At 70.1% G+C, this 22,683-nt stretch carries 20 protein-coding genes; 9 read left to right on the forward strand and 11 right to left on the reverse strand.

Going from position 1 to position 22,683, the window contains the following annotated elements:
- The first annotated feature begins 59 nt into the window (after positions 1–59).
- From LWF15_RS07275 to LWF15_RS07285, 3 genes are read left to right on the forward strand one after another with little or no spacing between them, the layout of a single operon-like run.
- Entirely contained in the window at positions 60–1,142 is a 1,083-nt protein-coding gene (locus LWF15_RS07275; protein ID WP_232809614.1) for a DUF917 domain-containing protein, read from the forward strand.
- Positions 1,139–2,707 (forward strand): hydantoinase/oxoprolinase family protein, encoded by a 1,569-nt coding sequence (locus LWF15_RS07280; protein WP_232809615.1) that lies wholly within the window; start codon positions 1,139–1,141, stop codon positions 2,705–2,707. The genes LWF15_RS07275 and LWF15_RS07280 overlap by 4 nt, the downstream gene beginning before the upstream one ends.
- The gene (locus tag LWF15_RS07285) at positions 2,704–3,849 is read left to right on the forward strand and encodes a M20 metallopeptidase family protein (RefSeq protein ID WP_232809616.1); all 1,146 of its coding nucleotides are present in this window, start codon (positions 2,704–2,706) and stop codon (positions 3,847–3,849) included. Before LWF15_RS07280 ends, LWF15_RS07285 begins: the two co-directional genes overlap by 4 nt.
- Here LWF15_RS07285 and LWF15_RS07290 read toward each other — a convergent pair whose 3' ends face one another.
- The 3 genes from LWF15_RS07290 to LWF15_RS07300 all read right to left on the reverse strand — a co-directional run bounded on the left by LWF15_RS07290 (position 3,850) and on the right by LWF15_RS07300 (position 6,580).
- Positions 3,850–4,410 carry a Uma2 family endonuclease gene (locus tag LWF15_RS07290; protein WP_232809617.1) on the reverse strand — a complete coding sequence of 187 codons (561 nt, stop codon included), beginning with the start codon at positions 4,408–4,410 and terminating at the stop codon, positions 3,850–3,852.
- 7 nt (positions 4,411–4,417) lie between these two features.
- Positions 4,418–5,512 carry a DUF3616 domain-containing protein gene (locus LWF15_RS07295; RefSeq protein ID WP_232809618.1) on the reverse strand — a complete coding sequence of 365 codons (1,095 nt, stop codon included), beginning with the start codon at positions 5,510–5,512 and terminating at the stop codon, positions 4,418–4,420.
- A gap of 81 nt (positions 5,513–5,593) precedes the next feature.
- Entirely contained in the window at positions 5,594–6,580 is a 987-nt protein-coding gene (locus LWF15_RS07300; protein ID WP_232809619.1) for a GlxA family transcriptional regulator, read from the reverse strand.
- A 78-nt stretch (positions 6,581–6,658) separates the two neighbouring features.
- Between LWF15_RS07300 and LWF15_RS07305 the strand changes: the two genes are divergently transcribed.
- Together LWF15_RS07305 and LWF15_RS07310 are read left to right on the forward strand one after the other, a co-directional pair.
- Positions 6,659–7,006, forward strand: a complete 348-nt coding sequence (locus tag LWF15_RS07305; RefSeq protein WP_232809620.1) for a cupin domain-containing protein — start codon at positions 6,659–6,661, stop codon at positions 7,004–7,006.
- Between the two features lie 187 nt (positions 7,007–7,193).
- Positions 7,194–8,996 (forward strand): adenylyl cyclase, encoded by a 1,803-nt coding sequence (locus LWF15_RS07310; RefSeq protein WP_232809621.1) that lies wholly within the window; start codon positions 7,194–7,196, stop codon positions 8,994–8,996.
- Between the two features lie 49 nt (positions 8,997–9,045).
- Here the strand turns inward: LWF15_RS07310 and LWF15_RS07315 are convergent, their stop codons facing one another.
- A complete protein-coding gene (locus LWF15_RS07315) occupies positions 9,046–9,993 on the reverse strand; it encodes an Lrp/AsnC family transcriptional regulator (protein WP_332879884.1) in 948 nt (315 codons plus the stop codon).
- A 119-nt stretch (positions 9,994–10,112) separates the two neighbouring features.
- Between LWF15_RS07315 and LWF15_RS07320 the strand changes: the two genes are divergently transcribed.
- Together LWF15_RS07320 and LWF15_RS07325 are read left to right on the forward strand one after the other, a co-directional pair.
- The gene (locus LWF15_RS07320; protein ID WP_232809623.1) at positions 10,113–10,721 is read left to right on the forward strand and encodes an NADPH-dependent FMN reductase; all 609 of its coding nucleotides are present in this window, start codon (positions 10,113–10,115) and stop codon (positions 10,719–10,721) included.
- A gap of 36 nt (positions 10,722–10,757) precedes the next feature.
- Positions 10,758–11,129 (forward strand): antibiotic biosynthesis monooxygenase family protein, encoded by a 372-nt coding sequence (locus LWF15_RS07325; protein WP_232809624.1) that lies wholly within the window; start codon positions 10,758–10,760, stop codon positions 11,127–11,129.
- A gap of 7 nt (positions 11,130–11,136) precedes the next feature.
- On the opposite strand, the gene LWF15_RS07330 is transcribed toward LWF15_RS07325, so the two are convergent.
- Together LWF15_RS07330 and LWF15_RS07335 are read right to left on the reverse strand one after the other, a co-directional pair.
- Positions 11,137–11,901, reverse strand: coding sequence for an NADase-type glycan-binding domain-containing protein (locus LWF15_RS07330; RefSeq protein WP_232809625.1), 765 nt, complete (start codon positions 11,899–11,901; stop codon positions 11,137–11,139).
- The gene (locus tag LWF15_RS07335; RefSeq protein WP_232809626.1) at positions 11,898–13,487 is read right to left on the reverse strand and encodes a hypothetical protein; all 1,590 of its coding nucleotides are present in this window, start codon (positions 13,485–13,487) and stop codon (positions 11,898–11,900) included. The genes LWF15_RS07330 and LWF15_RS07335 overlap by 4 nt, the downstream gene beginning before the upstream one ends.
- A gap of 190 nt (positions 13,488–13,677) precedes the next feature.
- On the opposite strand from LWF15_RS07335, the gene LWF15_RS07340 reads away from it, so the two are divergent.
- Positions 13,678–14,445 carry a L,D-transpeptidase family protein gene (locus tag LWF15_RS07340; protein ID WP_232809627.1) on the forward strand — a complete coding sequence of 256 codons (768 nt, stop codon included), beginning with the start codon at positions 13,678–13,680 and terminating at the stop codon, positions 14,443–14,445.
- Between the two features lie 42 nt (positions 14,446–14,487).
- Here LWF15_RS07340 and LWF15_RS36090 read toward each other — a convergent pair whose 3' ends face one another.
- The 5 genes from LWF15_RS36090 to LWF15_RS07365 are packed head-to-tail and all read right to left on the reverse strand — an operon-like array spanning position 14,488 to position 21,517.
- Positions 14,488–16,158, reverse strand: a complete 1,671-nt coding sequence (locus LWF15_RS36090; protein WP_269809758.1) for a ricin-type beta-trefoil lectin domain protein — start codon at positions 16,156–16,158, stop codon at positions 14,488–14,490.
- Between the two features lie 33 nt (positions 16,159–16,191).
- Positions 16,192–18,312 (reverse strand): glycoside hydrolase family 2 protein, encoded by a 2,121-nt coding sequence (locus tag LWF15_RS07350; protein ID WP_232809628.1) that lies wholly within the window; start codon positions 18,310–18,312, stop codon positions 16,192–16,194.
- A 32-nt stretch (positions 18,313–18,344) separates the two neighbouring features.
- A complete protein-coding gene (locus tag LWF15_RS07355; RefSeq protein WP_232809629.1) occupies positions 18,345–19,202 on the reverse strand; it encodes a carbohydrate ABC transporter permease in 858 nt (285 codons plus the stop codon).
- A gap of 2 nt (positions 19,203–19,204) precedes the next feature.
- Positions 19,205–20,134: a carbohydrate ABC transporter permease gene (locus LWF15_RS07360; protein ID WP_232809630.1), complete on the reverse strand. Its 930-nt coding sequence runs from the start codon at positions 20,132–20,134 to the stop codon at positions 19,205–19,207.
- Positions 20,135–20,140: 6 nt separating this feature from the next.
- The gene (locus tag LWF15_RS07365; protein WP_269809759.1) at positions 20,141–21,517 is read right to left on the reverse strand and encodes an ABC transporter substrate-binding protein; all 1,377 of its coding nucleotides are present in this window, start codon (positions 21,515–21,517) and stop codon (positions 20,141–20,143) included.
- Between the two features lie 119 nt (positions 21,518–21,636).
- Here LWF15_RS07365 and LWF15_RS07370 point away from each other — a divergent pair, with 119 nt between their 5' ends.
- Entirely contained in the window at positions 21,637–22,653 is a 1,017-nt protein-coding gene (locus LWF15_RS07370) for a LacI family DNA-binding transcriptional regulator (protein ID WP_232809632.1), read from the forward strand.
- Positions 22,654–22,683: the final 30 nt, after the last annotated feature.

The raw sequence follows: 22,683 nt of genomic DNA on the forward strand, positions 1-22,683 counted from the left end.
AGATTCTCTGGAGTGCCGGACCATAGGGCAGCGGTGCCAGTCTTCCTATCGTGATGCCCATGCCCCCTACATCCCCAGCATTCGTCGCGGCCCCGGACGTCGCGGCCCTGGCCGCCGGTGCGGCGATCTTCGGCACCGGCGGCGGCGGGGCCGTGCACACCGCCCAGGTGGTGGCCGAGCAGGCGCTGCTCGAGAACGGCTCGGTGCCCCTGGTGACGGTCGACGACCTCGGCCCGGACGACCTGGTGATGCTGATGTCCGGCATCGGCGCCCCCACCGTCGGGATCGAGATGCTCTCCTCCCGCCACCAGATCGACCTGCTCGTGCGCGAGGCCCAAACCGCCGCCGGGCGCCCCATCACCACCCTGATGGCGGCCGAGATCGGCGGCAGCAACGGCGTCGGCCCGGTCGGCTGGGCCTCCCGCCTGGGCCTGAAACTGCTCGACGCCGACGGCATGGGCCGGGCCTTCCCGAGCGCCGCCATGGTCTCGATGAACGTGGCCGGACTGCCCTGCGACTTCGCGATCCTCAGCGACGTGGTCGGCAACGTCTCGGTGATCAAGACCATCGACCTGCACTGGCTGGAGCGTCACGCCCGGGCCCTGACCGTGGCCAGCGGCTCCATCTGCCTGGGCGCGCACTACCCGATGACCGCCGAGACCGCCCGCGGGGCCGTGGTCGAGGGCACGGTGAGCGCCGCGATCCGGGTCGGGCACGCCCTGCTGTCCTCCTCCGACCCGGTCGCCGCGGTGGCCGCCGAGCTGGGCGGCTCGATCCTGCTCACCGGCAAGATCGCCGACCTGGACCGTCGCACCGAGGACGGATTCGCCCGCGGCTCGGTCACGATCGCCGGGACCGGCGCCGACCGCGGCCGCCTGCAGCGCCTGGAACTGCAGAACGAGAACCTGGTCGTCCTGGAGGACGGCGAGGTCCTGGTCAGCGTGCCGGACAACGTCACCGTGATCGACGCCGAGACCGGCCAGGCGATCACCACCGAGATGCTGCGCTACGGCCAGCGGGTGGCGGTGCTGGCCTGGGCCTGCGACCCGATCTGGCGCACCCCGCGCGGCCTGGAACTGGCCGGGCCGGGGGCCTTCGGCTACGACCTGACCTATGTGCCCTTCAAGGAGGCCACCCGATGAACCGCGACCTTTCCCTGGGCGTCGACGTGGGCGGCACGAACACCGACGCCGTCGTCATCGACGGCGCCGGCCAGGTACTCGCCTCGACGAAACGGGCCACCAGTGACGACGTCACCGGTGGCATCCGGGCCGCCATCGCGGCGGTGCTGGCCCAGCTGGGCGAGGAGCGCTCCCGGGTGTCGCGGGTGATGCTCGGCACCACGCACGCCACCAACGCCATCGTCGCCCGCCGGCACCTGGACCGGGTGGCCGCGATCCGGCTCGGGGCCCCGGCCGCCACCGAGTACCCGCCCCTGCTGGGCTGGCCGCAGGGCCTGGCCGACCTGGTCCTGGCCGGCTCGGCCATGGTCGGCGGCGGCCACATGGTCGACGGCACCCCGATCGCCCCGCTCGACCGCGACGGCATCCGCCGATTCCTCGACCGGACCGAGGGTTTCGACGCGGTCGCGGTCACCGGCATCTTCAGCCCCTCCTCACCCGAGCAGGAACTCACGGTCGCCGAACTGGTGCGCGAGCACCGGGGCCCGGGCACCCGGGTGTTCCTGAGCCAGGACATCGGCCCGACCGGCCTGCTGGAGCGGGAGAACGCCACGGTGCTGAACGCGGCGCTGTACAGCGTGGCCCGCTCGGTCACCGAGGCCCTGGTCACCGTGGTGGCCGAGGAGGGGATCGACGCGGTCACCTTCTTCGCCCAGAACGACGGCACCCTGATGTCACTGGACTACGCCGCCCAGTACCCGGTGCTGACCATCGGCTCCGGCCCGGCCAACTCGATCCGCGGGGCCGCGCACCTGTCCGGCGCCGAGCACGCCATCGTGGTGGATGTCGGCGGCACCACCTCCGACCTGGGCGTGGTGGTCAACGGATTCCCGCGCGAGTCCACCCTGCCGCGCGAGATCGGCGGAGTGCGCACCAATTTCCGGATGCCCGACATCCTCAGCCTCGGAATCGGCGGCGGCACCACCGTCGACCCGCAGACCGGCGCCGTCGGCCCCGGCTCGGTGGGCCACCGGATCACCACCGAGGCCCTGCTGTTCGGCGGCACCACCCCCACCCTCACCGACGCGGCCGCCCTGGCCGGCGCCGTGATCGACGGCCGCTCGCTGCCGGCCCAGTCCCGGGCCACCAGCAATCTGCTCAAGACCGCGCTCGAAGAGGCCCGCCAACAACTTGAGGACGCCGTTGAGCGGCTTTCGCTCGGCCGGGCCGACCTGCCCCTCGTAGTGGTGGGCGGAGGCGGATTCCTGGTTCCCGACGACCTTCCCGGCGCCGGGCCGGTACTGCGGCCCGGACACGGTGACGTGGCCAACGCAGTCGGTGCAGCGATCTCGCTCGCCGGTGGCCGCGCCGACCAGATCAGCAGCCTGGAAGACCGGGAGGCCGCCGTGGCCCAGGCCTGTGAGGCCGCCGTGGCCAAGGCGATCCACGCCGGAGCGGACCCGCTCCAGGTCAGCGTGGTGGACATCCTCGAGACCCCGGTGACCTACACCGACCGCCCCACCGTGAAGGTGTCGGTCAAGGCGGCCGGGCCCCTGGCCCGCCTGGGTGAGAAGGCCGGCGCATGAACGACCTCGTGCACCTGCGTCGCACCCTGCACCAGCAGCCCGAGGTCGGCCTGGACCTGCCCCGCACCCAGGCCACGATCATCGCCGCCCTGCAGGGGCTGGACCTGGAGATCAGCACCGGAGAAGGACTCAGCTCGGTGACGGCCGTGCTGCGCGGCGGAAGCCCGGGCCCGGTGGTGCTTCTGCGCTCGGACATGGACGCCCTGCCGGTGGTCGAGGCCACCGGCCTGGACTTCGCCTCGACCAACGGGGCGATGCACGCCTGCGGCCACGACCTGCACATGGCCGGGCTCGTCGGAGCCGCCCGGATGCTGGCCGCCCGACGCGAAGAACTGCCCGGCACGGTCGTTTTCATGTTCCAGCCCGGCGAGGAGGGCTTCGCCGGAGGCCGCCTGATGCTCGAGGAAGGCGTGCTCGAGGCCGCCGGAGAACGACCGGTGGCGGCCTACGCCGTGCATGTGGACTGCGTGACGCCGGGAGGTCAGGCCGTCACCCGGCCGGGGCCGATGATGGCCAGCGCCAGTGCTCTCAAGGTGCGCGTGGCCGGAACCGGTGGCCACGCCGCCTTGCCGCACCACGCGGTCGATCCGGTGCCGGTGGCAGCCGAGATCGTCCTGGCTGTGCAGTCATTCGCTGCGCGGCGGCTGCCGGTGAGCGATCCCGCCGTGCTGTCGGTCACCCGCCTGCGGTCCGACTCGGTAGCGAGCAACGTCCTGGCCGGCTCGGTCGAACTGGAGGTGAACATCCGTGCGCTTTCGCGTGAGACCCTCACCAGCGTCCGTAAGCAGTTGCCCCTCTTGCTCACCGCGATCGGCGAGGCCCACGGCTGCACCGTGGAGACGGAGTTCATCGACTCCTACCCGGTGACCGTCAACGACCCGGACGAAACCGCCCACGTGCTGGCCGTTCTGGACGAACTCTACGGCGACCAGGTGGTGCGCCTGCCGTTCCCGGGCATGGCCTCGGAAGACTTCGCCTATGTGCTGGAGCAGGTTCCGGGCACCCTGGTCTTCCTCGGCGTGGGCCCGGCAGACGGTGCCAGTGGGCCGATGCACTCCGACACAGCCACTTTCGACGACTCACGGCTGGAGGAACACGCGGCGCTGCTGGTGGAGTTGGCCTGGCGCCGTCTCACGCGTTGACTACTGGGTGGAGGCGTCGACGTCCACGTCGGCCCAGACCTGGGTCCAGTCGATGCTGAGTCCATCCATGATGCGGCGGGCCCCTTCGCTGACCCTGGCCTCGGTCCAGCCGTTCTCGGTGCGCCGGTGAACCGAGACATGGCGCTGCCGGTGGTCCACGAACAGGATCGTCTCGCAGGAGGGCAGGCCCTGGTAGGCGTAGAGACGTTCGGTGACGTCAAGAGGATCGTTGCTGGGGGACAGCACCTCCACCACCACCCGGGCGTCGTCCTCGAAGAGGCGATCGGCGGCGTCACCACAGCGGATGAGCAGGTCCGGGTAGTAGCCGGTGTCCCGGCTGGTGCGGATCTTCCGGTTCTGGACGAAGACCCGGCCGGGGGTGCCCCGCAGATGCGGGCGAACCTGGTCGTAGAGGGCCTGCACGGTCAGGTCGTGCCGCTCACTGGCCCCGGCCATGAGGCGCACGCGTCCCCTGAGGAGCTCGTGACGTCGCCCTTCGTACACCTCTTCGAAGCGGACATACTCGTCCCAGGTCAGTAGGACGGGCCTGTCCTCAGACACGACGAAGTCAGCCCTTCAGTGCCACCACGTCGGCGAGCACCCCGCCCGCGGTCATCCGCTCGGGGGCGGGGGAGTCGTAGACCACCAGCAGGTGGTCCTCGTCGAGCAGGGTGATGCCCTCGGCGTGGTCGGCGCCGTTGCCGTGCGGCAGCGACATCAGCGTCTCCAGTTCGTGGCCGCGCACCACGTCGGCGGCCTCCACCACCATCCCGTTGCGCCAGCGGATCACCCGGATCGGGCCCGAGATGCTCATGCTCGGGCCGGCCAGGATCAGCAGGTCGTCGCCGTGCGGGCAGAGGTCGCGGATGCCCAGGCCGCCCAGGTCGAGGAAGTGCGTACGGTAGCGCTCACGCCCGCCCAGGGGAGCCAGGACGAGGCGGTGCTCGTCCTTGGGGTCGGTGACGGGGCGGATCTCCAGGAGGGTGGCCCAGCCGCGTAGCACCGGCCCGCGCATACCCAGGTACAGCCGGTCACGGTGGGCAGCGATGCCCTCGATGTCTACGCCGTTGTCCTTGCCGGGGATGCTCAGGAACGGCACCAGGTGCGGATCGTGCTCCTGCGCCAGCATCTCGGTGACTGAGTCGCCCCGTCCGCCCAGCACCGCCGATGTCAGGCGCCGGTCGCCGTCGATCACCGTACGGGCGAGCGCCGGCCCACCGTCGGCGTCGGTGGTGACCGCCAGCCGCATCAGCGTGTAGCGGTTCTCCTCGCGCAGCACCTTGGCCAGCCGCTTACGGGCCTTCGCGTCGGGGTGCACGTCTTTGATCCGGCGCCGCTTCAGACTGTGCGAACCAACGGCCCACAGCCAGTCGCCGCTTCGGGCCAGACCTTCGATGTCGGCCTCGTCCTCGGCGCCGGCCGGCAGGGGGACCAGATCGGCCAGGCGCACGGTGCGGTGCTCGTCGTAACGCTCCGGTCCGGTACCGGCGGGGATGGCGGTGAGCCGCTCCAGGGTGGCGGTCTCGTCTCCTGCCACCCACAGATGGCTACCGTCGGTGCGGATGCCGGAGAGGTTGACGTGCGTGGTGGCGGCCTGCGCCGCGGAGTCGAACACCAGCTCGACCTGACGTTCGGGCAGCCGCCATTCGTCCATGCCGCTCATCCTGGCACGCTGGGCCACGCTCCGTCCCAGGATGTGACGCACTGACCAGGGGCCGGAACGGCTCCCCGTCACCCGGACGGGTCAGCCCCCGGCAGCGAAGCGCCGGCGGTAGTCCGACGGACTCACGCCCAGATGCTTGCGGAACAAACTCCGCAGATGCGCAGCCGAACCGATCCCGGATCGGTGCGCAACCACGTCCATAGTTGGTGCCCCCTGCTCGATCAGGCGACAGGCGAGCGCAACCCGCTGCGCCGTGAGCCAGCCCAGCGGGGTAGTGCCGATCTCGTCCCGGAACCGGCGGTGCAGCGTACCTACGCTCATCCGGCCCTCCCGGGCCAGATCCTCGACGCTGAGTTTGAGGTGCAGCCGTTCCAGAGCCCAATTGAGGACGCTCGCGAGCGGGCTTTCGGTGGCGGCGGGCAGGGGCTGCTCGACGAACTGCCGCTGCCCGCCGTCGCGAAAGGCGGCGAACACCAGCCGTCGGCCCACGTGGTTGGCCACTTCGGTGCCGTAGTCGCGCCGCACGATGTGCAGGGAAAGGTCCAGCGCGGCGGCGCTACCGGCCGAGGTGAGCACGTCGCCGTCGTCGATGAAGAGCACATCGGGCTCAAGCTGCACGTTAGGGAAGCGGGCCCGGAACTCGTCGGCCAGCTGCCAGTGCACCGCGGCGCGACGCCCCTCCAGCACGCCCGCCTCGGCCAGCGTGAACGCGCCGGTGCAGAGCCCGACCAGGTGGGCGCCGCGCTCGTGGGCCCGCCGGACGGCGGCCAGCACCGCGGGGCGGGAGGGGATGTCGACGTCGGGGCGGTTCGGCACGATGACCAGGTCAGCGTGCTCGACGTCGGCCAGGCGCCCGTCGGCCTGGACCCGGAACAGGCCGTCGCGCATGGTCACCGACCGGCCGGGGGTGACGATCGACAGGTCGTACAGGTTGTGCCCGATCTCCGGGCGCACCCGCTGCCCGAAGATCTCGCAGGCGCAACCCACCTCGAACGGGTTGGAATGCTCGTCGACGATCAGCGCGACCTTCGGCGGGTTCTGGGGGGTGGCGCAGGATCCTTGCGGCATGCGTCATTTCTACCGCTGTTCGCCCCGGTCTGCCGATGCCACGATCGGTGCCTCGACACCAGGTGACGGAGGACGGCAATGATCGAAAAGGTTTCGCTGACCGGGGTTGCGCACGAACTCGAGGAGTTCTGGTCGCAGCGGGTGGTCGGCGCGGGCAACGGCAACCTGTTCAAGGTGGCCAAGGGCACCGGCTCGACGAACTGGCACAGCCACCACGACCAGGACGAGACGTTCGTGATGCTCGAGGGCACCCTCATCGTGCAGTTGCGCGACGGCGACGTGGAACTCGGGCCGGGAGACCTGCTGGTGATCCCGCGAGGGGTGGAGCACTGCCCGAAAGCCGAGGGAGAGGCCCGGTTCCTGCTGGTCGGGCCGGAGATCACCTCGAACGCGGCCGGTGGCAGGCCGGACTGGAGCCGGCGCTGATCCCGGACATCATATTTGTCTCGCGTGGGGCTCATCGTTTCGTCAAGTGGGACTTTCGGCCTTGACCGACCATCCGCAATGCGGCAATTCTCCCGAGTGAGCCTCCCTGAACGGCTCGTGTCACGCTCACTGAGGAGTACCTGTGTCCCCCCTTTCCCGTTCGATCCGACCGCGCGGCCGTAGGTCCGTGGCGGTCCTGAGCGGCTCGGTCCTGGCCCTGCTGGCCGGCGCCCTGGCCTTCAGTCCGGTGGGCCCGGCCAGCGCCGCCGACCCGGAACCGGTCGCGGCCGAGGACGTGCCGACTTCCGACACCCCTGACTTCGGCCCGAACGTGAAGATCTTCGATCCGTCCACCCCGGCGGGCACCGTGCAGGCGGCCTTCGACGAGGCCTTCGACGCGCACAATGTGAGCCCCACCGCGCAGTTCGGTGAGCAGCGCTACGCCTTCCTGTTCAAACCCGGTACCTACGGGCGGGTCTGGGCCAACCTCGGCTTCTACACCTCGGTGGCCGGCCTGGGGCAGAACCCCGACGACGTGACCATCGAGGGTGCGGTCAACGTGGACTCGGGCTGGAACTACGGCGACACCGCCAACGCCACCCAGAACTTCTGGCGCAGCGTCGAAAACCTCTCGATCAAGCCGGAGAACGGCACCAACCGCTGGGCGGTCTCGCAGGCCGCGCCCATGCGCCGGGTGCACGTCAAGGGCGACCTGACGCTCGCCCCGTCGAACCAGGACAACGGGCAGGGTTACTCCAGCGGCGGTTACCTGGCCGACAGCAAGGTCGACGGCAAGGTCTCTTCCGGCTCGCAGCAGCAGTGGTACACCCGCGACAGCTCGATCGGCAGCTGGGAGGGCGGCGTCTGGAACATGGTCTTCTCCGGCGTGGAGGGGGCACCGGCCAACGCCTTCCCCAACCCGCCGCACACCACGCTCGACACCACCCCGGTCACCCGCGAGAAGCCGTACCTCTACCTCGACGATGCCGGCAAGTACCAGGTGTTCGTGCCCTCGCTGCAGCAGGACTCGTCGGGCACCAGCTGGCCCGGCACCGCGGGTGAGTCGATCCCGATGAGCAAATTCTACGTGGCCAAGCCGGAAGACAGCGCGGCCCGGATCAACTCGGCGCTGGAGCAGGGCCTGAACCTGTTCTTCACCCCGGGCCGCTACGAGATCGACGAGACGATCAAGGTGACGAACCCGGACACGGTGATCACCGGTATCGGCTTCCCGACCCTGGTCCCGACCGGTGGTGTCACCGGCCTGAGCGTGGCCGACGTCGCGGGGGTGAAGGTCAGCGGCCTGACGTTCGACGCCGGCACGGCCAACAGCGAGACCCTGATGACGGTGGGCACGCCGGGCGAGCACCAGGACCACGCCGGGAACCCGACCAGCATCCAGGACGTCTTCTTCCGGATCGGCAGCGACGTCCAGGGCAAGGCCACCACGACGCTCGAGGTCAACAGCGACGACACGATCATCGATCACATCTGGGCCTGGCGCGCCGACCACGGTGGCGCGCCCACCGGGTGGGACGTGAACACCGGCGACACCGGGCTGATCGTGAACGGTGACGACGTGCTGGCCACCGGCCTGTTCGTCGAGCACTACCAGAAGTACGAGGTGATCTGGAACGGCAACCGCGGCCGGACCATCTTCTTCCAGAACGAGAAGCCGTACGACGTGCCCGACCAGGCCGCCTGGATGAACGGCACGCAGAACGGTTACGCCGCCTACAAGGTCAGCGACGACGTCACCGAACACGAGGTGTGGGGCGGTGGCTCGTACGCGTTCTTCAACGTCAACCCGGACGTGAAGCTGGACCACAGCTTCGAGGTGCCGGAGCGGGACGGAGTGAAGCTGCACAGCATCCTCACCGTCTCGCTCGGCGACAAGGGCACGATCAGCAACGTGGTCAACAACACCGGCGGGGCGGTGCCCAACCCGGCCGGCAACACCACACCGCGCAACGTCGTCTCGTATCCGTGAGACGCAGTGCGGGGATCCGGATCGGCTTCCGGATCCCCGCACGGCCCGGTCAGCGGGCGGGCCACTCCAGGCGCCCGTCGATCACCCGGGTGTCGGCCTGCTTCAGCCGGGTGAGCACGGGCAGGATCTCGACGTGGATGATGCCGGGCAGGCGGCCCACGTCGTCGGTCACGAACCGGAACAGCTGATCGGTGTCGCGGCAGGTCACCGCGGCCGCGATGTTGGCCGGGCCGGTGATCGCAGCCACCCAGCTGGTCCACGGGCGGCCGGCCAGCGCCTCGCCGACCTTGCGGATGTGGCGCGGCGCCACCTGTAACAGCAGCGTCGCCGAGGCCCGGAAGCCGAAACGTTCGAGCAGCACGTCGACATCGACGTTCACGGCGCCGGAGTCGAGCAGCGCCTGAAGGTGGGTGGCGACCCGGGAGGTGGGCCAGTTCAGCTCCCGAGCGAGCTGGGAGATGCTGGCCCGGCCATCGGTACGCAGCGCCTCGAGCAGTGGCCGGTCTTCGTCGGAGACGGTCGCCGGCGCCTGCCCGCCGGTCGGCAGGCTGGTGGGTCCGGAACTCAGGGGCTGGTCGAAGCCGGACCATTCGGCCGGGCCGCCCGAGTAGGAGTGCAGTACCGAGTAGGCCGAGAACGACAGCAGGCTGGCGCTGTTGGACAGGCGGGGGAGCACTCCGGTGCCGCACGCGGCGTCAGCTGGCAGGGTGGTCGTGCACATCAACTCCGAGCCGCCGGAGTGAGCGGCAACCCAGGCCACATCGGGCCGGGCGGCCAGAGCGGCGCCCAGCCGGCTCGAGGTGTCGGGGCGGCACTGCATCCGCAGCAGCCACAGGGCCCGCCCGGTGCCCAGGGCCGACTCGTTGACGAAGACCCGCAGGGCCCCGGCCTCGCGCATGGCCCGGTAGCGACGGGCTGCGGTCTGCTCAGAGACGCCGGCCGCCTCAGCGATCCGCCGCATCGGAGCTCGGCCGTCCAGCATCAGGCACTGGAGGATCTACTGGTCGAGGACGTCCACCGTGGCAGTTTAGGTGTCTGAATCGGCGGCGATGGAAGTTCGTGGCCGGATCGGGCGAACATCTGGATGCCGAGGTGGGCCCGGCCGACACTGACCGTATGGCAGTCCTGACCACCTACTCCAGCTCACTCCGACCCCGGCCCCGCCTGCAGGTGCTGATCGCCAGCACCCGACCGGGACGGGCCGGAGAGCCGACCGGGCGCTGGATCTCGCAGATCGCACTCGAGCACGGCGGGTTCGACGTCGAAGTCGTCGACCTGGCCGAGGTCGGGCTGCCGATGTTCGCCGAGCCCGAGCACCCCAGCCGTTCCGACTACCGGCTGGCCTCCACCCGCGCCTTCAGCGCCACCGTCCAGCGGGCCGACGCCTTCGCCTTCGTCATGCCCGAGTACAACCACGGCTACAACGCGGCCCTGAAGAACGCCCTCGACCACCTCTTCCACGAGTGGCGGGACAAGCCGGTGGCCCTGGTCAGCTACGGCGGGGTGGCCGGCGGCGCCAGGGCCGCCATGGCCCTGGAACCGGTCCTGATCGCCCTGGGGATGCGGGTCACCGGCTTCGTGCCCATCCCGTTCATCGAGACGCTCATCCACCAGGACGGTGCACATCCCTCGTTCCGCCCCACCGAAGCAGTGGAGCGCAGCGCCCGCAAGGCCCTCGACGGCCTGGCCGCAGCGGTGCTGCCGCGCATCCCGTCGGCCCGCTAGACCCCGCATCCCCTACGACCCGAAGAAGCAACGATCATGCCCCAGTTCGAAGAACTCGCCCGCAACGTCACCCTGGCCGAACAGCTCGAGGAGGTTGGTGGCCCGGTCGTCCTGGTCAATGTACTGCGGGTCGACGAGGCCGACGTCGACCAGCTGCTCCTGGCCTGGTCCACCGATGCCGCCGCGCTCAAGCGCCGGCCCGGTTTCATCTCCACCCAGCTGTACCGAGGCATCGCCGGCAGCAGCACCTTCCTCAACCACGCCGTCTGGGAATCCGTCGAGGCCTACAAGACCTCCCGGCTCGACTCCGACGTCCGGGCCGCCGCACGCGACCTCTACCCGGCCAGCCTGGTCGCGAGCCCGCACCTGTTCCGGGCCGAGGCCGTACCCGGCCTCTGCGTGGCCTGAAGCAGCTCTACTGCGCGCCCAGGAACAGTTCGGTGATGGCGGTGTGGTCGTCGTTGAACTTGCCCGGGGTGGTGGTCTGGTTGATCCGCAACCTGATGGTCTGCGTCTGCACCGGGTCGATCTGCTTGTACTGGATCTCGCGCTCGCCGTCGTCCAGGTCCTGGTTGACGCTCGGGCCGCCGTCGAACAGCCAGGTCACCGAGCGGATGCGGCGGGCCGAGGTGTAGCGGTCGTCGCCGGAGGTGGCGTCGATCTTGGTGTAGCCGTTGGTCAGGCCGACCGTGCGGATCTCGGTGCTGGCCGGCAGGGTGATGGTGATCTCCTCGCCGGAGTAGTAACCGGTTGCCCGCCAGGCCGTTTCGAGGTCGTCGTCGACCAGGTTCGCGGTGCTGTAGGTGATGGTCTGGCCAGCCCCGTCGACGCCCGGGTCGCCGGTGCGGTCGGCCACGATCGTGGCGTTCTTGGCCAGGTTCTCGCCGGTCGGGGCGGCCGAGGCGGTGGGGGCGTTCGGGTCGGGCAGGTCGGAGGGGCGCCACCTGGAGTTGTTGCCGTCGTCGCCGGTGGGGGCGAGCACGTTGAGGGCGACGAAGGCCAGCAGCAGCACGGCGATGACTGATGCCCCCCTCAGCAGCCACGGACGCTCGGAGTCACCGGTGGTGTGTTTGCCCGGCGCCGCGACGTGGGGGGTCGCGGCGGTGGGGAAGTGCAGCCCGCAGCGGGGGCATTCGGGGTCGGCGGGCAGGTAGGGGGCGCCGCAGCGGCTGCAGCTCACTGGGCCGGCCCGTCGAGCTGGTTACGGGTGCGCCGGCGGAACTCCTCGGCGCTGAATCCGGAACGTTCCATCGATTCGGCCACCGTGTCGACCACCTGCTGCTCGATGAGCCGGATCTGGCGTTGTGTGGCCATGCCCGCCAGGAGGTCGGGGGACTCCTGGTCGGTGCCGAGTTCACGCACGCCGGCCCGGGCCCCGCGGCCGGTGGTCGCGGCGGAGCCGAGCTGGCGCATCCGGCTGCGCAGGTCCCACGAGACGTGGTCCTGGCCGATCAGGGCCAGGAACAGGCGCAGGGGAGCGCGCAGCAGGAGCCCCGGCACCTCGGGCAGTGCGCTGACTGCGGTACGCAGTACGACGCCGAGGTCGGAGGGGGTGTACTGGTCGACCTCGCGGTAGCTCGGCCGAACCGGGGGCAGGGAGCAGCCGATCACGTCGAGGTGCAGGGTCTGCGCCTCGACCAGGCAGCGCACGAACACCCAGATCTCGGAGTCGCCGTGGCCGGGCGCCATCCGCACGCTCAGGTACCGGTGCACGCCCGCGCTGTCGGCCTCGGCCAGCAGTTCCATCTGCTCGGGCGTGAGCCGGTGCTGCAGCAGGCCGGTGGCGGCGTCGGTGCGCGGGTCGTCGGCCCGCGCCGCGGCCGGTGTGACCAGCCGGTCCTGGACCGAGACCTCGTTCTGCGGGCCGGTGTCGTGCAGCCGGGCCAGGTCGCGGGAGAGCGCATCGCGCAACGAATCGGTGGTCAGCTCGGGTTCGCTGCTGCCCGGGGCGCTGCCGGAACCGATCAGGGGGACGGCCTGGGTCCAGGAACGCTGGACGGTACCGGCACCCACGAACGGACGCTCGGAGGCGTCGGGTGGGTAGTAGGTGACGTTGCCGCTCTGCGCCTCGGCGATGTACCGCAGCCGGGCCTGGTGCTTCTTGGGGCCGGTGGGGCTGGTGGAGGGCACGAACCGGCGCGGCATCAGGCGGTCGAGAATGATCTGGCGGTTGGCCAGCCGCTCGACGACCACCGCGGTCCAGGCCGAGCCCAGCACCACCAGCAGGACGCCGAGCGTCTGCACCAGGACCGACCCGAAGGAGTCGGTCTCCTCGTAGCCGGTCGAGCCGTCGATCGAGGAGAACAGGTTCGAGTGCGACTCCAGGAAGAGCAGCGCGACCAGCAGGCTGATCAGGGCCGCACCGACGTGGGCCACGGCGGTGCCGAAGCGCAGCCGGGCCACCGCCTTCAGCGCACGCCAGAGCAGCAGGGCGGTGACCACCAGGGCGAGCACGGCCAGCAGGATCTTGGCCTGGATCACCAGGAAGACCACCAGGACGGCGGTGAGGACGGCGTCGCGGACGATCTGGTGTCGCCGGGCGTTGAGGGCGTGGCGGACCACGGGCACCGCGTCGGTGCTGAACGCGGGGGCCACGGCTCGGTCGCGGCGGCCCAGGAACTCGTCGAGCACGGCGTTGCGGAAGTCGGCGTCGAGGTAGGTGCCGGCGCTGAGGTAGCGGGTGGAGCCGCTGCGCTGCAGACGGCGCTGTGCCGACGTCGGTGGCAGGTCCAGTGGCCTGTCGGACGTGTCTGCCGCCCCGCTCACTCCAGTAGCCCCCGATGCTCCTTTAACAGCCAAACGGAGCATACCAAGCCGACCCACCCGTCCTTCGGGTGATCGCACCGGACCACGCGCACCGAAAGGGCCATAAGCCGCAATCGGTTCTAATCTGGTAGTCACCGGGTTTGGACCGTCCAGGGCCCGGTCTTGTCGTGATCTACGACGGGAGCTGGCTGTGAAGTCGAAAAACGTTGCTCGTCGGGCCGTCGCACGTCTCCTCGGCGCGGCCGTCCTCTCCGCCGCCCTCATCGGCGTCGCCCCCGCAGGCGCCCAAGCGGCCACCCCCACCCAGGCCGCCCTTTCCACGCAGGCGCTGCAAACGTCCTCTGTTGTTGCCGTTGCCCAGCCCACGCTGAAACGCGGCGACTCCGGGCCGGCCGTGCGCACCCTGCAGAAGAAGCTGAACGCGCTGGGCTACTGGACAGGTGGCACGGCTGACGGGCAGTTCGGCGGCAACACCGAGCAGGCCGTGCTCGCCCTGAAGAAGGTCGCGCGCCTACCCCGCGACGGAATCGCCGGGCCCAAGGTCTGGCGCGCCCTGGCCGACGGGGTGCGCCCCAAGGCCCGCAGTTCGCGGGGGCACGTGATCGAGGTGGACAAGAAACGCCAGGTTCTGAAGATCGTCGACGACGGCCGGGTCCGGTTCACGCTGAACACCTCCACCGGAAGTGGCCAGCAGTACAGCAGCCAGGGCACGACCCGCGTGGCCAGCACCCCCAGTGGGCGTTACCGGGTGTACCGCCAGATCGACGGCGTCCGTCATGCCCCGCTGGGAGTGCTGTACCGGCCGAAGTACTTCAACGGCGGGATCGCCGTGCACGGCGCCGACAGCGTGCCCGCCTACCCCGCCTCGCACGGCTGCGTGCGGGTGAGCAACGCGGCTGTCGACTGGATCTGGAACACCGGCAAGATGCCGATCGGAACGCGGGTGCGGGTGTACTGACGGCCGTGCCCTCCGAGGAGCCGGAGGGCACGGCCACCTAGGTCAGGGCGTGGTCCAGGACTGCGAGGCCAGGCCGTTGCAGTCGTAGATCTGCAGCTTGGTGCCGTTGGCGGTGTTGCCCTGGGGGATGTCCAGGCAGCGTCCGGACTGGGGGTTACGCAGGGCGTTGGCGGTGTGCTTCTGCCACTGCTGGGCGCCGGAGCCGTTGCACTCCCAGATCTGGACCTTGGTGAAGTTGGCGGTGCCCTGGGCGTCCACGTCCAGGCACTTGCCGAAGGCCCGGATCGAGCCATCGCTCTCCATCGACCAGCGCTGCCCGGTGGCCGTGCCGCAGGTGTAGAGCTGCGCGGCGCGGCCGTTGTCGGCGGTGTTGGTGTCTACGTCCAGGCACTTACCGTCGGTGGTGCGGATCGTGCCGGTGGGCCCGGGGATCCGGCCGGTGCCGAAGCGCACCTCGCACTGGTTGTTCTGCCCGCGCCAGGTAGCGGCGAAGTAGGTGTAGGTCGTCCCGTCCTCACGGGGGATGGCGGGGGTGGAGTAGCCCGGGCAGGAGGGGACGCCGGTGGCGTAGCCCCCGGTGGGGTTGACGGTGACGGGGGTAGCGGCCTCGGTCCAGGCGCCGGCGCCGAGGTTGCGGTTGACGAACAGCACCGTGCCCGACTCGGCCAGTACGGCCTTGTTGCCCGTAGGCCCGGCCACCACGCGCTGGCCGGACAGCAGCAGGGTGCCGTTCGGGCCACCGCCGGAGGTCCAGGAGATGTAGGGCGTGTGCAGCAGCTCCCGGTCGTCCGAGGTGCGCACCAGGGTGCCCGCGCTGCCGGGGGCACCCCAGTTCAGCCCGTCCGCGCTGGTCTTCACGTAGACCTCGCAGGCGTGGTCGGCGTTGGTGGCGTCGCGGCACATCTCGTAGGACATGATGAAGTCGCCGTTGGGGAGCTCGGCGAACGTCTGCATGCCGGGCCGGGCGAGGTTGTCACCGGGGAAGCTGACGTCGGCGGTGAACGCCGAGCCCCAGCTCGCCCCGCCGTTGGTGGAGGTGTAGTGCCCGATCACCTGGTTGTTGGTGGGGGAGCCGGCCGGGCGCTCGTCGGAGATGAAGCAGACCAGCGAGTTGTTGTCGGCCACCAGGAAGGTCGGTTCCCAGATTCCGTGGCCCCAGCTGTTGGGCTGGCCGCTGGTCTGCGTGCAGTTGGACAGGTAGCTCCAGCTGGCGCCGCCGTTGGTGCTGCGGAAGACCTCGACCTTCTGCTGCGTGTAGTTGCCCACCTGCCAGGCCGTTCCGGCGGCCAGGATGTCGCCGGCGTTCAGCCCGGTGATGTTACGGGGCACCTCGAACAGGGTGGGGGCCTCGATGTCCCAGCCTGGGGTGTTGGAGGTGACGGTGGAGATCTGGCTCCAGGAGCTGCCGCCGTTGGTGCTGCGGTAGATCGGCAGATCGCCCCGGCTGTTGTGCCCGCCCCGGGCGAAGGTGGCCAGCATGGTCTGGTTGGCCGAGCCGTCGTGGTTGAGGCGGATGGCCCGGGGGTAGCCGGCGGTGCCATTGGGGTAGGTGGACAGGTTCGGGGAGTAGAGCACCTGCCCGGGGATGGCCGCGGCGGCGGGGGTTGCTGCGAGTACCCCTAATGCCGCGGTCAGCAGAAGCAGGGGAGCGGCCAGGGCCGCGAGCGATCGTTTCCAGTGACGCCAGTGCAGCGACCGTCCTTGGTAGCGCATGGTTTCGTCCTCCGGTTTGTTGAACTTACGGAATTACTCGGTTGGTGCGGCCGGTGGGGTGACGCGGGCGCCGCGCCGGTTGGGAGCCTCGATCGGCCCGGCGTCCACGAATGTCTTGGCCCGTACCAGGCCCTCGTCGTCCAAGAGCCAGATCCACAAGCGTTTGGACGAGGTGGGCCTGGGAGGCGCGATCACGAGAGTTGCGCTGTCGGAGAGTTGGAAGGGGTGGGCGGTGACCGGTGCGCTGGTGGTGTCGGGGGTGGGCAGGGGGAGGTCTGCCGGGTGCCCGGCCGGGGCCCAGCCGGCCTGGAGGCGGCCGGTCAGAGCGGATCCGCCGTGGTGCGAGACGTGCACGTCCAACTTGAGTTCCGCCTCGGGCACCGGGATGTCGGCGCCGGCGGCGGCCGGGACCAGGTCGACCACCAGCACGGTGTCGGTGTTGACGTCTCGGGGGTCCAGACCGCCCAGGTCCTTGCCGGTGCGGTGGTAGTCGAGCAGCCCGGCCATCTCGTGCTCGATGTCGGTCAGTTCGGTGTACACGTAGCCGGCGAACCGGTCGTGCCGGCGCAGTTCCTGGGTCTGCCAGCGCAGGTGCCAGGCCCGCTCCAGACTGGTGAAGCCCGCCCCGTACTCGCTGTTCAGGATCGGGACGCCCTGACGGGGGTGAGAGTCGTTGGCGTACAGCGACTTGTCCACCACGAAGTCGGCGCCCAGCCGCACCGGGAAGTCCTCGCGAGTGCCGGAGGCCAGGTCGGCGAGGTTGCGTGCCCAGGCGGCCGGGTCCTCGTCGTAGTAGTGCCAGTCGAGCAGGTCGGTGATCACGTGGGCCCAGCCGGAGTTGTCCACGATCGGGCGGGACTCGTCCAGGCCCCTGAGCTTCTCGTAGGCGGTGCGGGCGGCCCGGGCCCGTTCCGGACTGCCTGGGATGTCCCAGTCCAGGCCCCATTCCTCGTTGTACAGGCCCCAGATGACGATGCACGGGTGGTTCCCGTCGCGCCAGACCATCTCTGGCAACTGGTCCTCGAACGCCTGGGCTGCTGCCGGGCTGAAGCGGCTGGCGGCCGGGGGTTCGGCCCAGACCAGCACGCCCAGCTGGTCGGCGTGGTGCAGCCAGCGCGGGTCTTCCAGCTTGATGTGCTTGCGCACCAGGTTGTAGCCGTTGTCGCGGGCGATCTGCAGGTCGTGCCGCAGGGCCTGGTCGTCGGGGGCGGTCAGGCCGGTGCCGGGCCAGTAGCCCTGGTCGAGCACTCCGCGCAGGTAGAGCCGGGAACCGTTGAGCCACAGCTCTTCCCCGCGTACCTCGATGCGCCGCAGGCCACCGGTGAGCGTGACCACGTCTGGCGATCCGGCCGCGTCGGTGACCAGCTCGATCCGGTAGAGGTGGGGATCGTCCGGTGACCACAGGCGGGGGTGAGTGATCAGCAGCCGCCCACTGAAGCGTCCATTGTTGTCGGTGGTCAGCTCAACGCTCTCACGCAGCCGCGAACCGGCCACCACCCGGGCGGTGACCCGGGTTCCGGCCGGGTGATCACCGGCCAGTTCGCCGCTGAGACCGAAACCGTCGAGCTGGTCGCCGTCCAGGGCGGCGTGAGCCAGATACGTACGGCCGCGCACCTCCAGCCAGACGCTCTGCCAGATGCCGGAGGTGGGGGTGAAGCAGACCCCGTCGTAGTCGGTGCGGGGAATGGAACGCTGCTTGCCGTGCGGGATCTGGCGCTTGTCGGCCGGGGCGTGGACGCGAACCTCCAGCCGGGCCTCACCGCCGGCCGGTACGAGGTCGGTCACGTCGACCTCGAACGGCGTGTACCCACCGACGTGATGGGCGATCTGGACGCCGTCGAGCAGCACGTGGGCCTCGTGGTGCACGGCGCCGAAGCACAGAACGACCCGGTTCCCGGCCCAGGCGGCGGGTACTGAGATGGAACGACGGTAGGCGGCCCGTTCCAGCCAGGTGCGGCCCACACCGGAGGCGCTGGTCTCCCAGGCGAACGGCACCGTCACCGGGACCACAGCGTCCTCGGTCGCCAGCTCCCACAAGCCGTTCAACGACGTCCATTGCTGGGACCGGTCGAAATCGGGTCGTGGGTATTCGGGGCGGGGAAGCGCCGGGGTGGTTGCGATGCCGTCGAACTCGACGTCGGGCAGGGAGGTCATGACACGGCCTCTCGAGGGGGTGGATGGGAAAGTCAGCCTTTGACGCTGCCGGCCAGGATGCCGTTGACGAAATGCCGCTGCAGGGCGATGAAGATGACCACCAGGGGCAGCATGGCGATCGAGGCGGCGGCCAGCAGTTCGCCGGTGACGGTGGCGTAGTCGGCGCCGATCCGGTTGCCGGTGATGTTCTGCGCCAGTGTGGAGAGCACCACCTGGAGCGTGGCCATGCGCTCGCTGTTGGCCACCACGACCGGCCAGACGAAGTCGTTGTAGATGTTCATCACGGTGAGCACCCCCAGGCCGGCCAGCGCCGGGCGGATCAGCGGCATCACCACCCGGGTGAAGATGCCCAGCTCGCCGCAGCCGTCGATGCGGGCGGCGTCGAGCAGCTCGTCCGGGATGTCGGCGATCACCTGGCGCATCCAGAAGATGGCGAAGGCGTCGACCGCGCCGGGCAGGATCAGCGCCTGGTAGGTGTTGACCCAGCCCAGTTCCTTCATCTGCAGCAGCAGCGGGATGATCAGGACGATGGTGGGCAGCATCAGGGTCACCAGGACCGCGCCGAACAGCAGGTTCTTGCCCACGAAGCGGTACTTGGCGAAGCCGAAGGCGGCCAGCGGGGCCAGCAGCAGGGTCAGGGTGCCCTTGCTGAGCAGCACCACCGCGGTGTTGGCGAAACCGCTGAGCAGCGGCACGTCGTCGAACATCCGGCGGAAGTTGTCCAGGGTCAGGGCCGACAGGTCCAGGCCGAGCGGGTCGGCCACGATCTGCGCGGGAGGCTTGAACGCCGAGACCACGGCCCACAGCACCGGGGCCAGCGAGAGCACCAGCACGATGCCGAGAAAGGTGTGGGCGCCGACGGCGGCGGCTCGTTCACGGGTGTGTTTCATGATCAGTCCTCGGTGCGCAGCAGTCGCACGAACAGCAGGGACAGCGCCATCACCACGACGACCAGCAGGAAGGAGTTGGCGGCGCCGGTGCCGAGGTCGGCCTGGTTGATGTGCTTGTACAGCTCGAAACCGGCCGTGGTGGTGGAGTTGTACGGCCCGCCGTCGGTGACCACGAACGGTTCGGCGAACATCTGGAACACGGCCAGGGTCTGCATGATCGCGGCGAACGCCAGGGTGCGGCGGATCAGCGGAACGGTGATCGACCACAGCCGGCGCACGGTGCCGGCGCCGTCGAGTTCGGCGGCCTCGTACAGCGAGTGGTCCAGGCTCTGCAGCCCGGACAGCAGGATCACCACGATGAAACCGGTGGTCTTCCAGATGAACAGCAGGGCCAGCGTGGGCTTGGCCCAGGTGGTGGTGGTCAGCCAGCCCACGTCGGGCAGGCCGGCCAGCGACAGGATCCGGTTGATCGCGCCGTAGTTCTGGTCGAACAGCACCACCCAGATCTGCGCCACCGCCACCAGCGGGGTCACGAACGGGACCAGGAACGAGACCCGGTACAGGCCGCGCAGGCGCAGTTTCGCGTTGTTCAGGCAGACCGCGACCAGCAGGGCCAGGGCGATCTGGGCGGGCACGACGAGCAGCCACAGCACGGCCGAGTTGCCCAGTGAGGCCCAGAACGCCTCGCTGCCCAGCAGATAGGTGTAGTTGCCCCAGCCGACCCACTGCGCCGAGCCCGAACCCCGCCAGTCGGTGAAGCTCAGGCGCAGCGTGAAGAGCATCGGGTACGCGCTGAAGGCGGCGAACAGGGCGATGAACGGCGCGACGAAGACGTAGGGGGCCAGACGGCGGCGCAGCCGGGCCGTGCCGCCCCGGGGCACCGGTGGTGGCGGTTGCGCCGGGGCGGCGCGGGTGAGTGGGGCCAGTGACACGGGATCTCAGCTCCGGTCCACGAGATTCTTCTGGATGTTCTGGGCGGCCTGCTTCACGACCTGCTCGGGCGAGAGGTCGCCGTCGAGCATGCGCTGCACGTCGTTGCCCAGGTAGTCGACGGCACCGGCCCACCACGCGGGAATCGGTGCCCCGGCCGGGATCTGGGCGCCGGCCTCGGTCGCGGTGGCCCACAGGTCCTGGTCGCCCAGGGCCTCGACCGGCTCGAACAGCGGCTTGGCCGGGTCGGCGGCGGGCCGGTAGCTGGGGATGGAGGTGTTCAGGCCCTGCGGGTAGACCTCGCTGGGGCCCCAGACCGCGCTGTAGCCGGCCTCGTCGAACATCAGGAACTCGTAGAACAGCCAGGCCAGCCCGGAGTTCTGGCCGGCCTTGGGCAGCACGAACGACGAGCCGCCCATCGCGCCGCTGCGAGCGCCCCCGGCCTCCCAGGCGGGCAGCGGCATGGCCCGCCAGTCGCCGGAGGTCTTGGGCAGCTGCTGCTGCGGGGCGAAGGAGAACCAGATCGCCCACGGGTAGAACACCTGGTCGCCGGACTCCAGGGCGCCCACGTCGCCGGGGGTGAGGTACTCGGCGCGGGTGCCCAGCTTCTCCTTGCTGACGGTGTCGAGCCAGGTCAGGATCTGCCGGTACTCGGGGGAGTCGAGCCGGAGCTTGCCGTCGGGGCCGGCCAGTGAGGTGCCGAGCTGGTTGGCGTACATCTCCAGCTGCAGCTGGCCGAGGAAGGCGCTCTGCTCCAGGTGGATCGGCCCGGAGCCGGGCCTGAACTCCTGGTAGGTGCGGGCGGCGGCGAGCAGGTCGTCGTACGTCTCGATCGACTCCGGGTCGATTCCGGCCGCGGCGAGCGCCTTCTCGTTGTAGAAGAGCAGGCCCGGGTCGAGGTCGAACGGCACCCCGTAGATGCCGCCGTCCAGGGAGTTGACCGCCACCTTCTGCGCGGCGATGTCCTGGGTGTAGGGCTGCAGCAGGTCTTTCAGGTCCCAGAGGTAGTCGGCGAAGCCGCCCACCTTGGCGTCGTCGAGGAACACCCCGTCGGGCACGTCGGTGCCGGTGATCAGGGTGTTCTGCAGCTTGGCGTCGATGTCGACGGCCTCGTGCCGGACAGTGACGTTCGGGTACTTGGCGTTGAACATGGCGATGGCGGCCTCGAAGACCTTGAACAGGTCGCCCGAGCGGTCCCAGATCACGATCTCGCCGGAGGGGTCGCCGGTGGGGGCCTTGAGCCGCTCGCCGCCGGTTGCGGTCTCGCCGGGGGACTCCTCGGTGATGGACGGCCCGCAGGCGGCCAGGGTGCCGGCCAGGGCGGCCACCAGCAGCCCGTTCATCTGCCGCCGGGTCAGGCCGCCGGGGCGGGGTACTGCGGACATGAGCACTCCCTTGTGCATGACGTTCGTGGTTTGCCTACGTGTGCAAAGTAGGGGGTGTTTGCACACGTAGGCAAGACCTAGACTGGAGGCCGGTGGAAGCGGACTCGAGGAGGATGCCGGTGGCGGCGACGTTGCGGGACGTGGCCCGGCACGCGCAGGTCTCCCTGCGCACCGTCAACAACGTCGTCAGCGGGTACCAGCACGTCAGCGAGGCGATGCGCAGCAAGGTGATGGCCGCGATGGAGGAGCTGGACTACCGGCCCAACCCGATCGCCCGCACCCTGCGCACCGGCCGCACCGGCGTCCTCGCCCTGGTGGTCCCCGAGATCGACGTGCCGTTCTTCGCCGAGCTGGCCCGTGAGGTCATCCACGCTGCGGCCGGCATCGGCTACCGGGTGATCGTCGACCAGACCGGGCACGACCACGAGCGCGAACGGCAGCTGCTCACCGGGGCCGACCGCACCATGCTCTTCGACGGCCTGCTGTTCAGCCCGCTGGTCACCCCGGCCGAGCTGCAGGAGATGCAGGAGGCCCCGAGCGTGCCGCTGGTGCTGCTGGGCGAGCACGACTTCGACGGCCGCTACGACCATGTGGCGATCGACAACGAGCAGGCCGCGCACGACGCGGTCAGCCACCTGATCTCGGTGGGGCGCAGGCGGATCGCGGCGATCGGCACCCAGCCGCACGAGGAGTACGCCACCCCGCAGCAGCGCACCGCGGGCTTCCGGCGGGCACTGGGCGAGGCGGGCCTGCCGCTGCAGCCGGAATACGTGCGCGCGGCCCCGCACTATCGGCGGGCGGCCGGTTACGAGGCGGCGTGCGACCTGCTGGCCCTGCCCCAGCCGCCCGACGCCATCTTCTGTTACGCGGATCTGCTGGCCATGGGCGCGATCCGGGCGGTGTTCGACGCCGGGCTGAGCGTGCCCGAAGACGTGGCCGTGGTGGGCATCGACGACATCGAGGAGGGGCGCTACTCCCGGCCCACCCTCAGCACGGTCTCGCTCGACACCCCGCACATCGCCCGCCAGGCCGTGCAGCGACTGGCCGCCCGGATCGACGATCCGGCCCAGCCCGCAGTGCAGATCACCGCCCCGCACCGGGTTCTGCCGCGCGAGAGCACCCGGCCGGCCGGGTAACCGGGCCCCCGTCGCCCTTCCTCACCAGAT

The organism is Kineosporia rhizophila, assembly GCF_021277265.1.
In the GTDB taxonomy this organism is placed as follows: Bacteria; Actinomycetota; Actinomycetes; order Actinomycetales; family Kineosporiaceae; genus Kineosporia; species Kineosporia rhizophila.

What these genes read in the sequence shown, in the direction of transcription:
- LWF15_RS07275 (WP_232809614.1), top strand. Translation starts at nt 60, where the DNA reads ATGCCCCCTACATCCCCAGCATTCGTCGCGGCCCCGGACGTCGCGGCC.
- LWF15_RS07280 (WP_232809615.1), top strand. Translation starts at nt 1,139, where the DNA reads ATGAACCGCGACCTTTCCCTGGGCGTCGACGTGGGCGGCACGAACACC.
- LWF15_RS07285 (WP_232809616.1), top strand. Translation starts at nt 2,704, where the DNA reads ATGAACGACCTCGTGCACCTGCGTCGCACCCTGCACCAGCAGCCCGAG.
- LWF15_RS07295 (WP_232809618.1), bottom strand. Translation starts at nt 5,512, where the DNA reads ATGAGCGGCATGGACGAATGGCGGCTGCCCGAACGTCAGGTCGAGCTG.
- LWF15_RS07300 (WP_232809619.1), bottom strand. Translation starts at nt 6,580, where the DNA reads ATGCCGCAAGGATCCTGCGCCACCCCCCAGAACCCGCCGAAGGTCGCG.
- LWF15_RS07305 (WP_232809620.1), top strand. Translation starts at nt 6,659, where the DNA reads ATGATCGAAAAGGTTTCGCTGACCGGGGTTGCGCACGAACTCGAGGAG.
- LWF15_RS07320 (WP_232809623.1), top strand. Translation starts at nt 10,113, where the DNA reads ATGGCAGTCCTGACCACCTACTCCAGCTCACTCCGACCCCGGCCCCGC.
- LWF15_RS07325 (WP_232809624.1), top strand. Translation starts at nt 10,758, where the DNA reads ATGCCCCAGTTCGAAGAACTCGCCCGCAACGTCACCCTGGCCGAACAG.
- LWF15_RS36090 (WP_269809758.1), bottom strand. Translation starts at nt 16,158, where the DNA reads ATGCGCTACCAAGGACGGTCGCTGCACTGGCGTCACTGGAAACGATCG.
- LWF15_RS07350 (WP_232809628.1), bottom strand. Translation starts at nt 18,312, where the DNA reads ATGACCTCCCTGCCCGACGTCGAGTTCGACGGCATCGCAACCACCCCG.
- LWF15_RS07355 (WP_232809629.1), bottom strand. Translation starts at nt 19,202, where the DNA reads ATGAAACACACCCGTGAACGAGCCGCCGCCGTCGGCGCCCACACCTTT.
- LWF15_RS07365 (WP_269809759.1), bottom strand. Translation starts at nt 21,517, where the DNA reads ATGTCCGCAGTACCCCGCCCCGGCGGCCTGACCCGGCGGCAGATGAAC.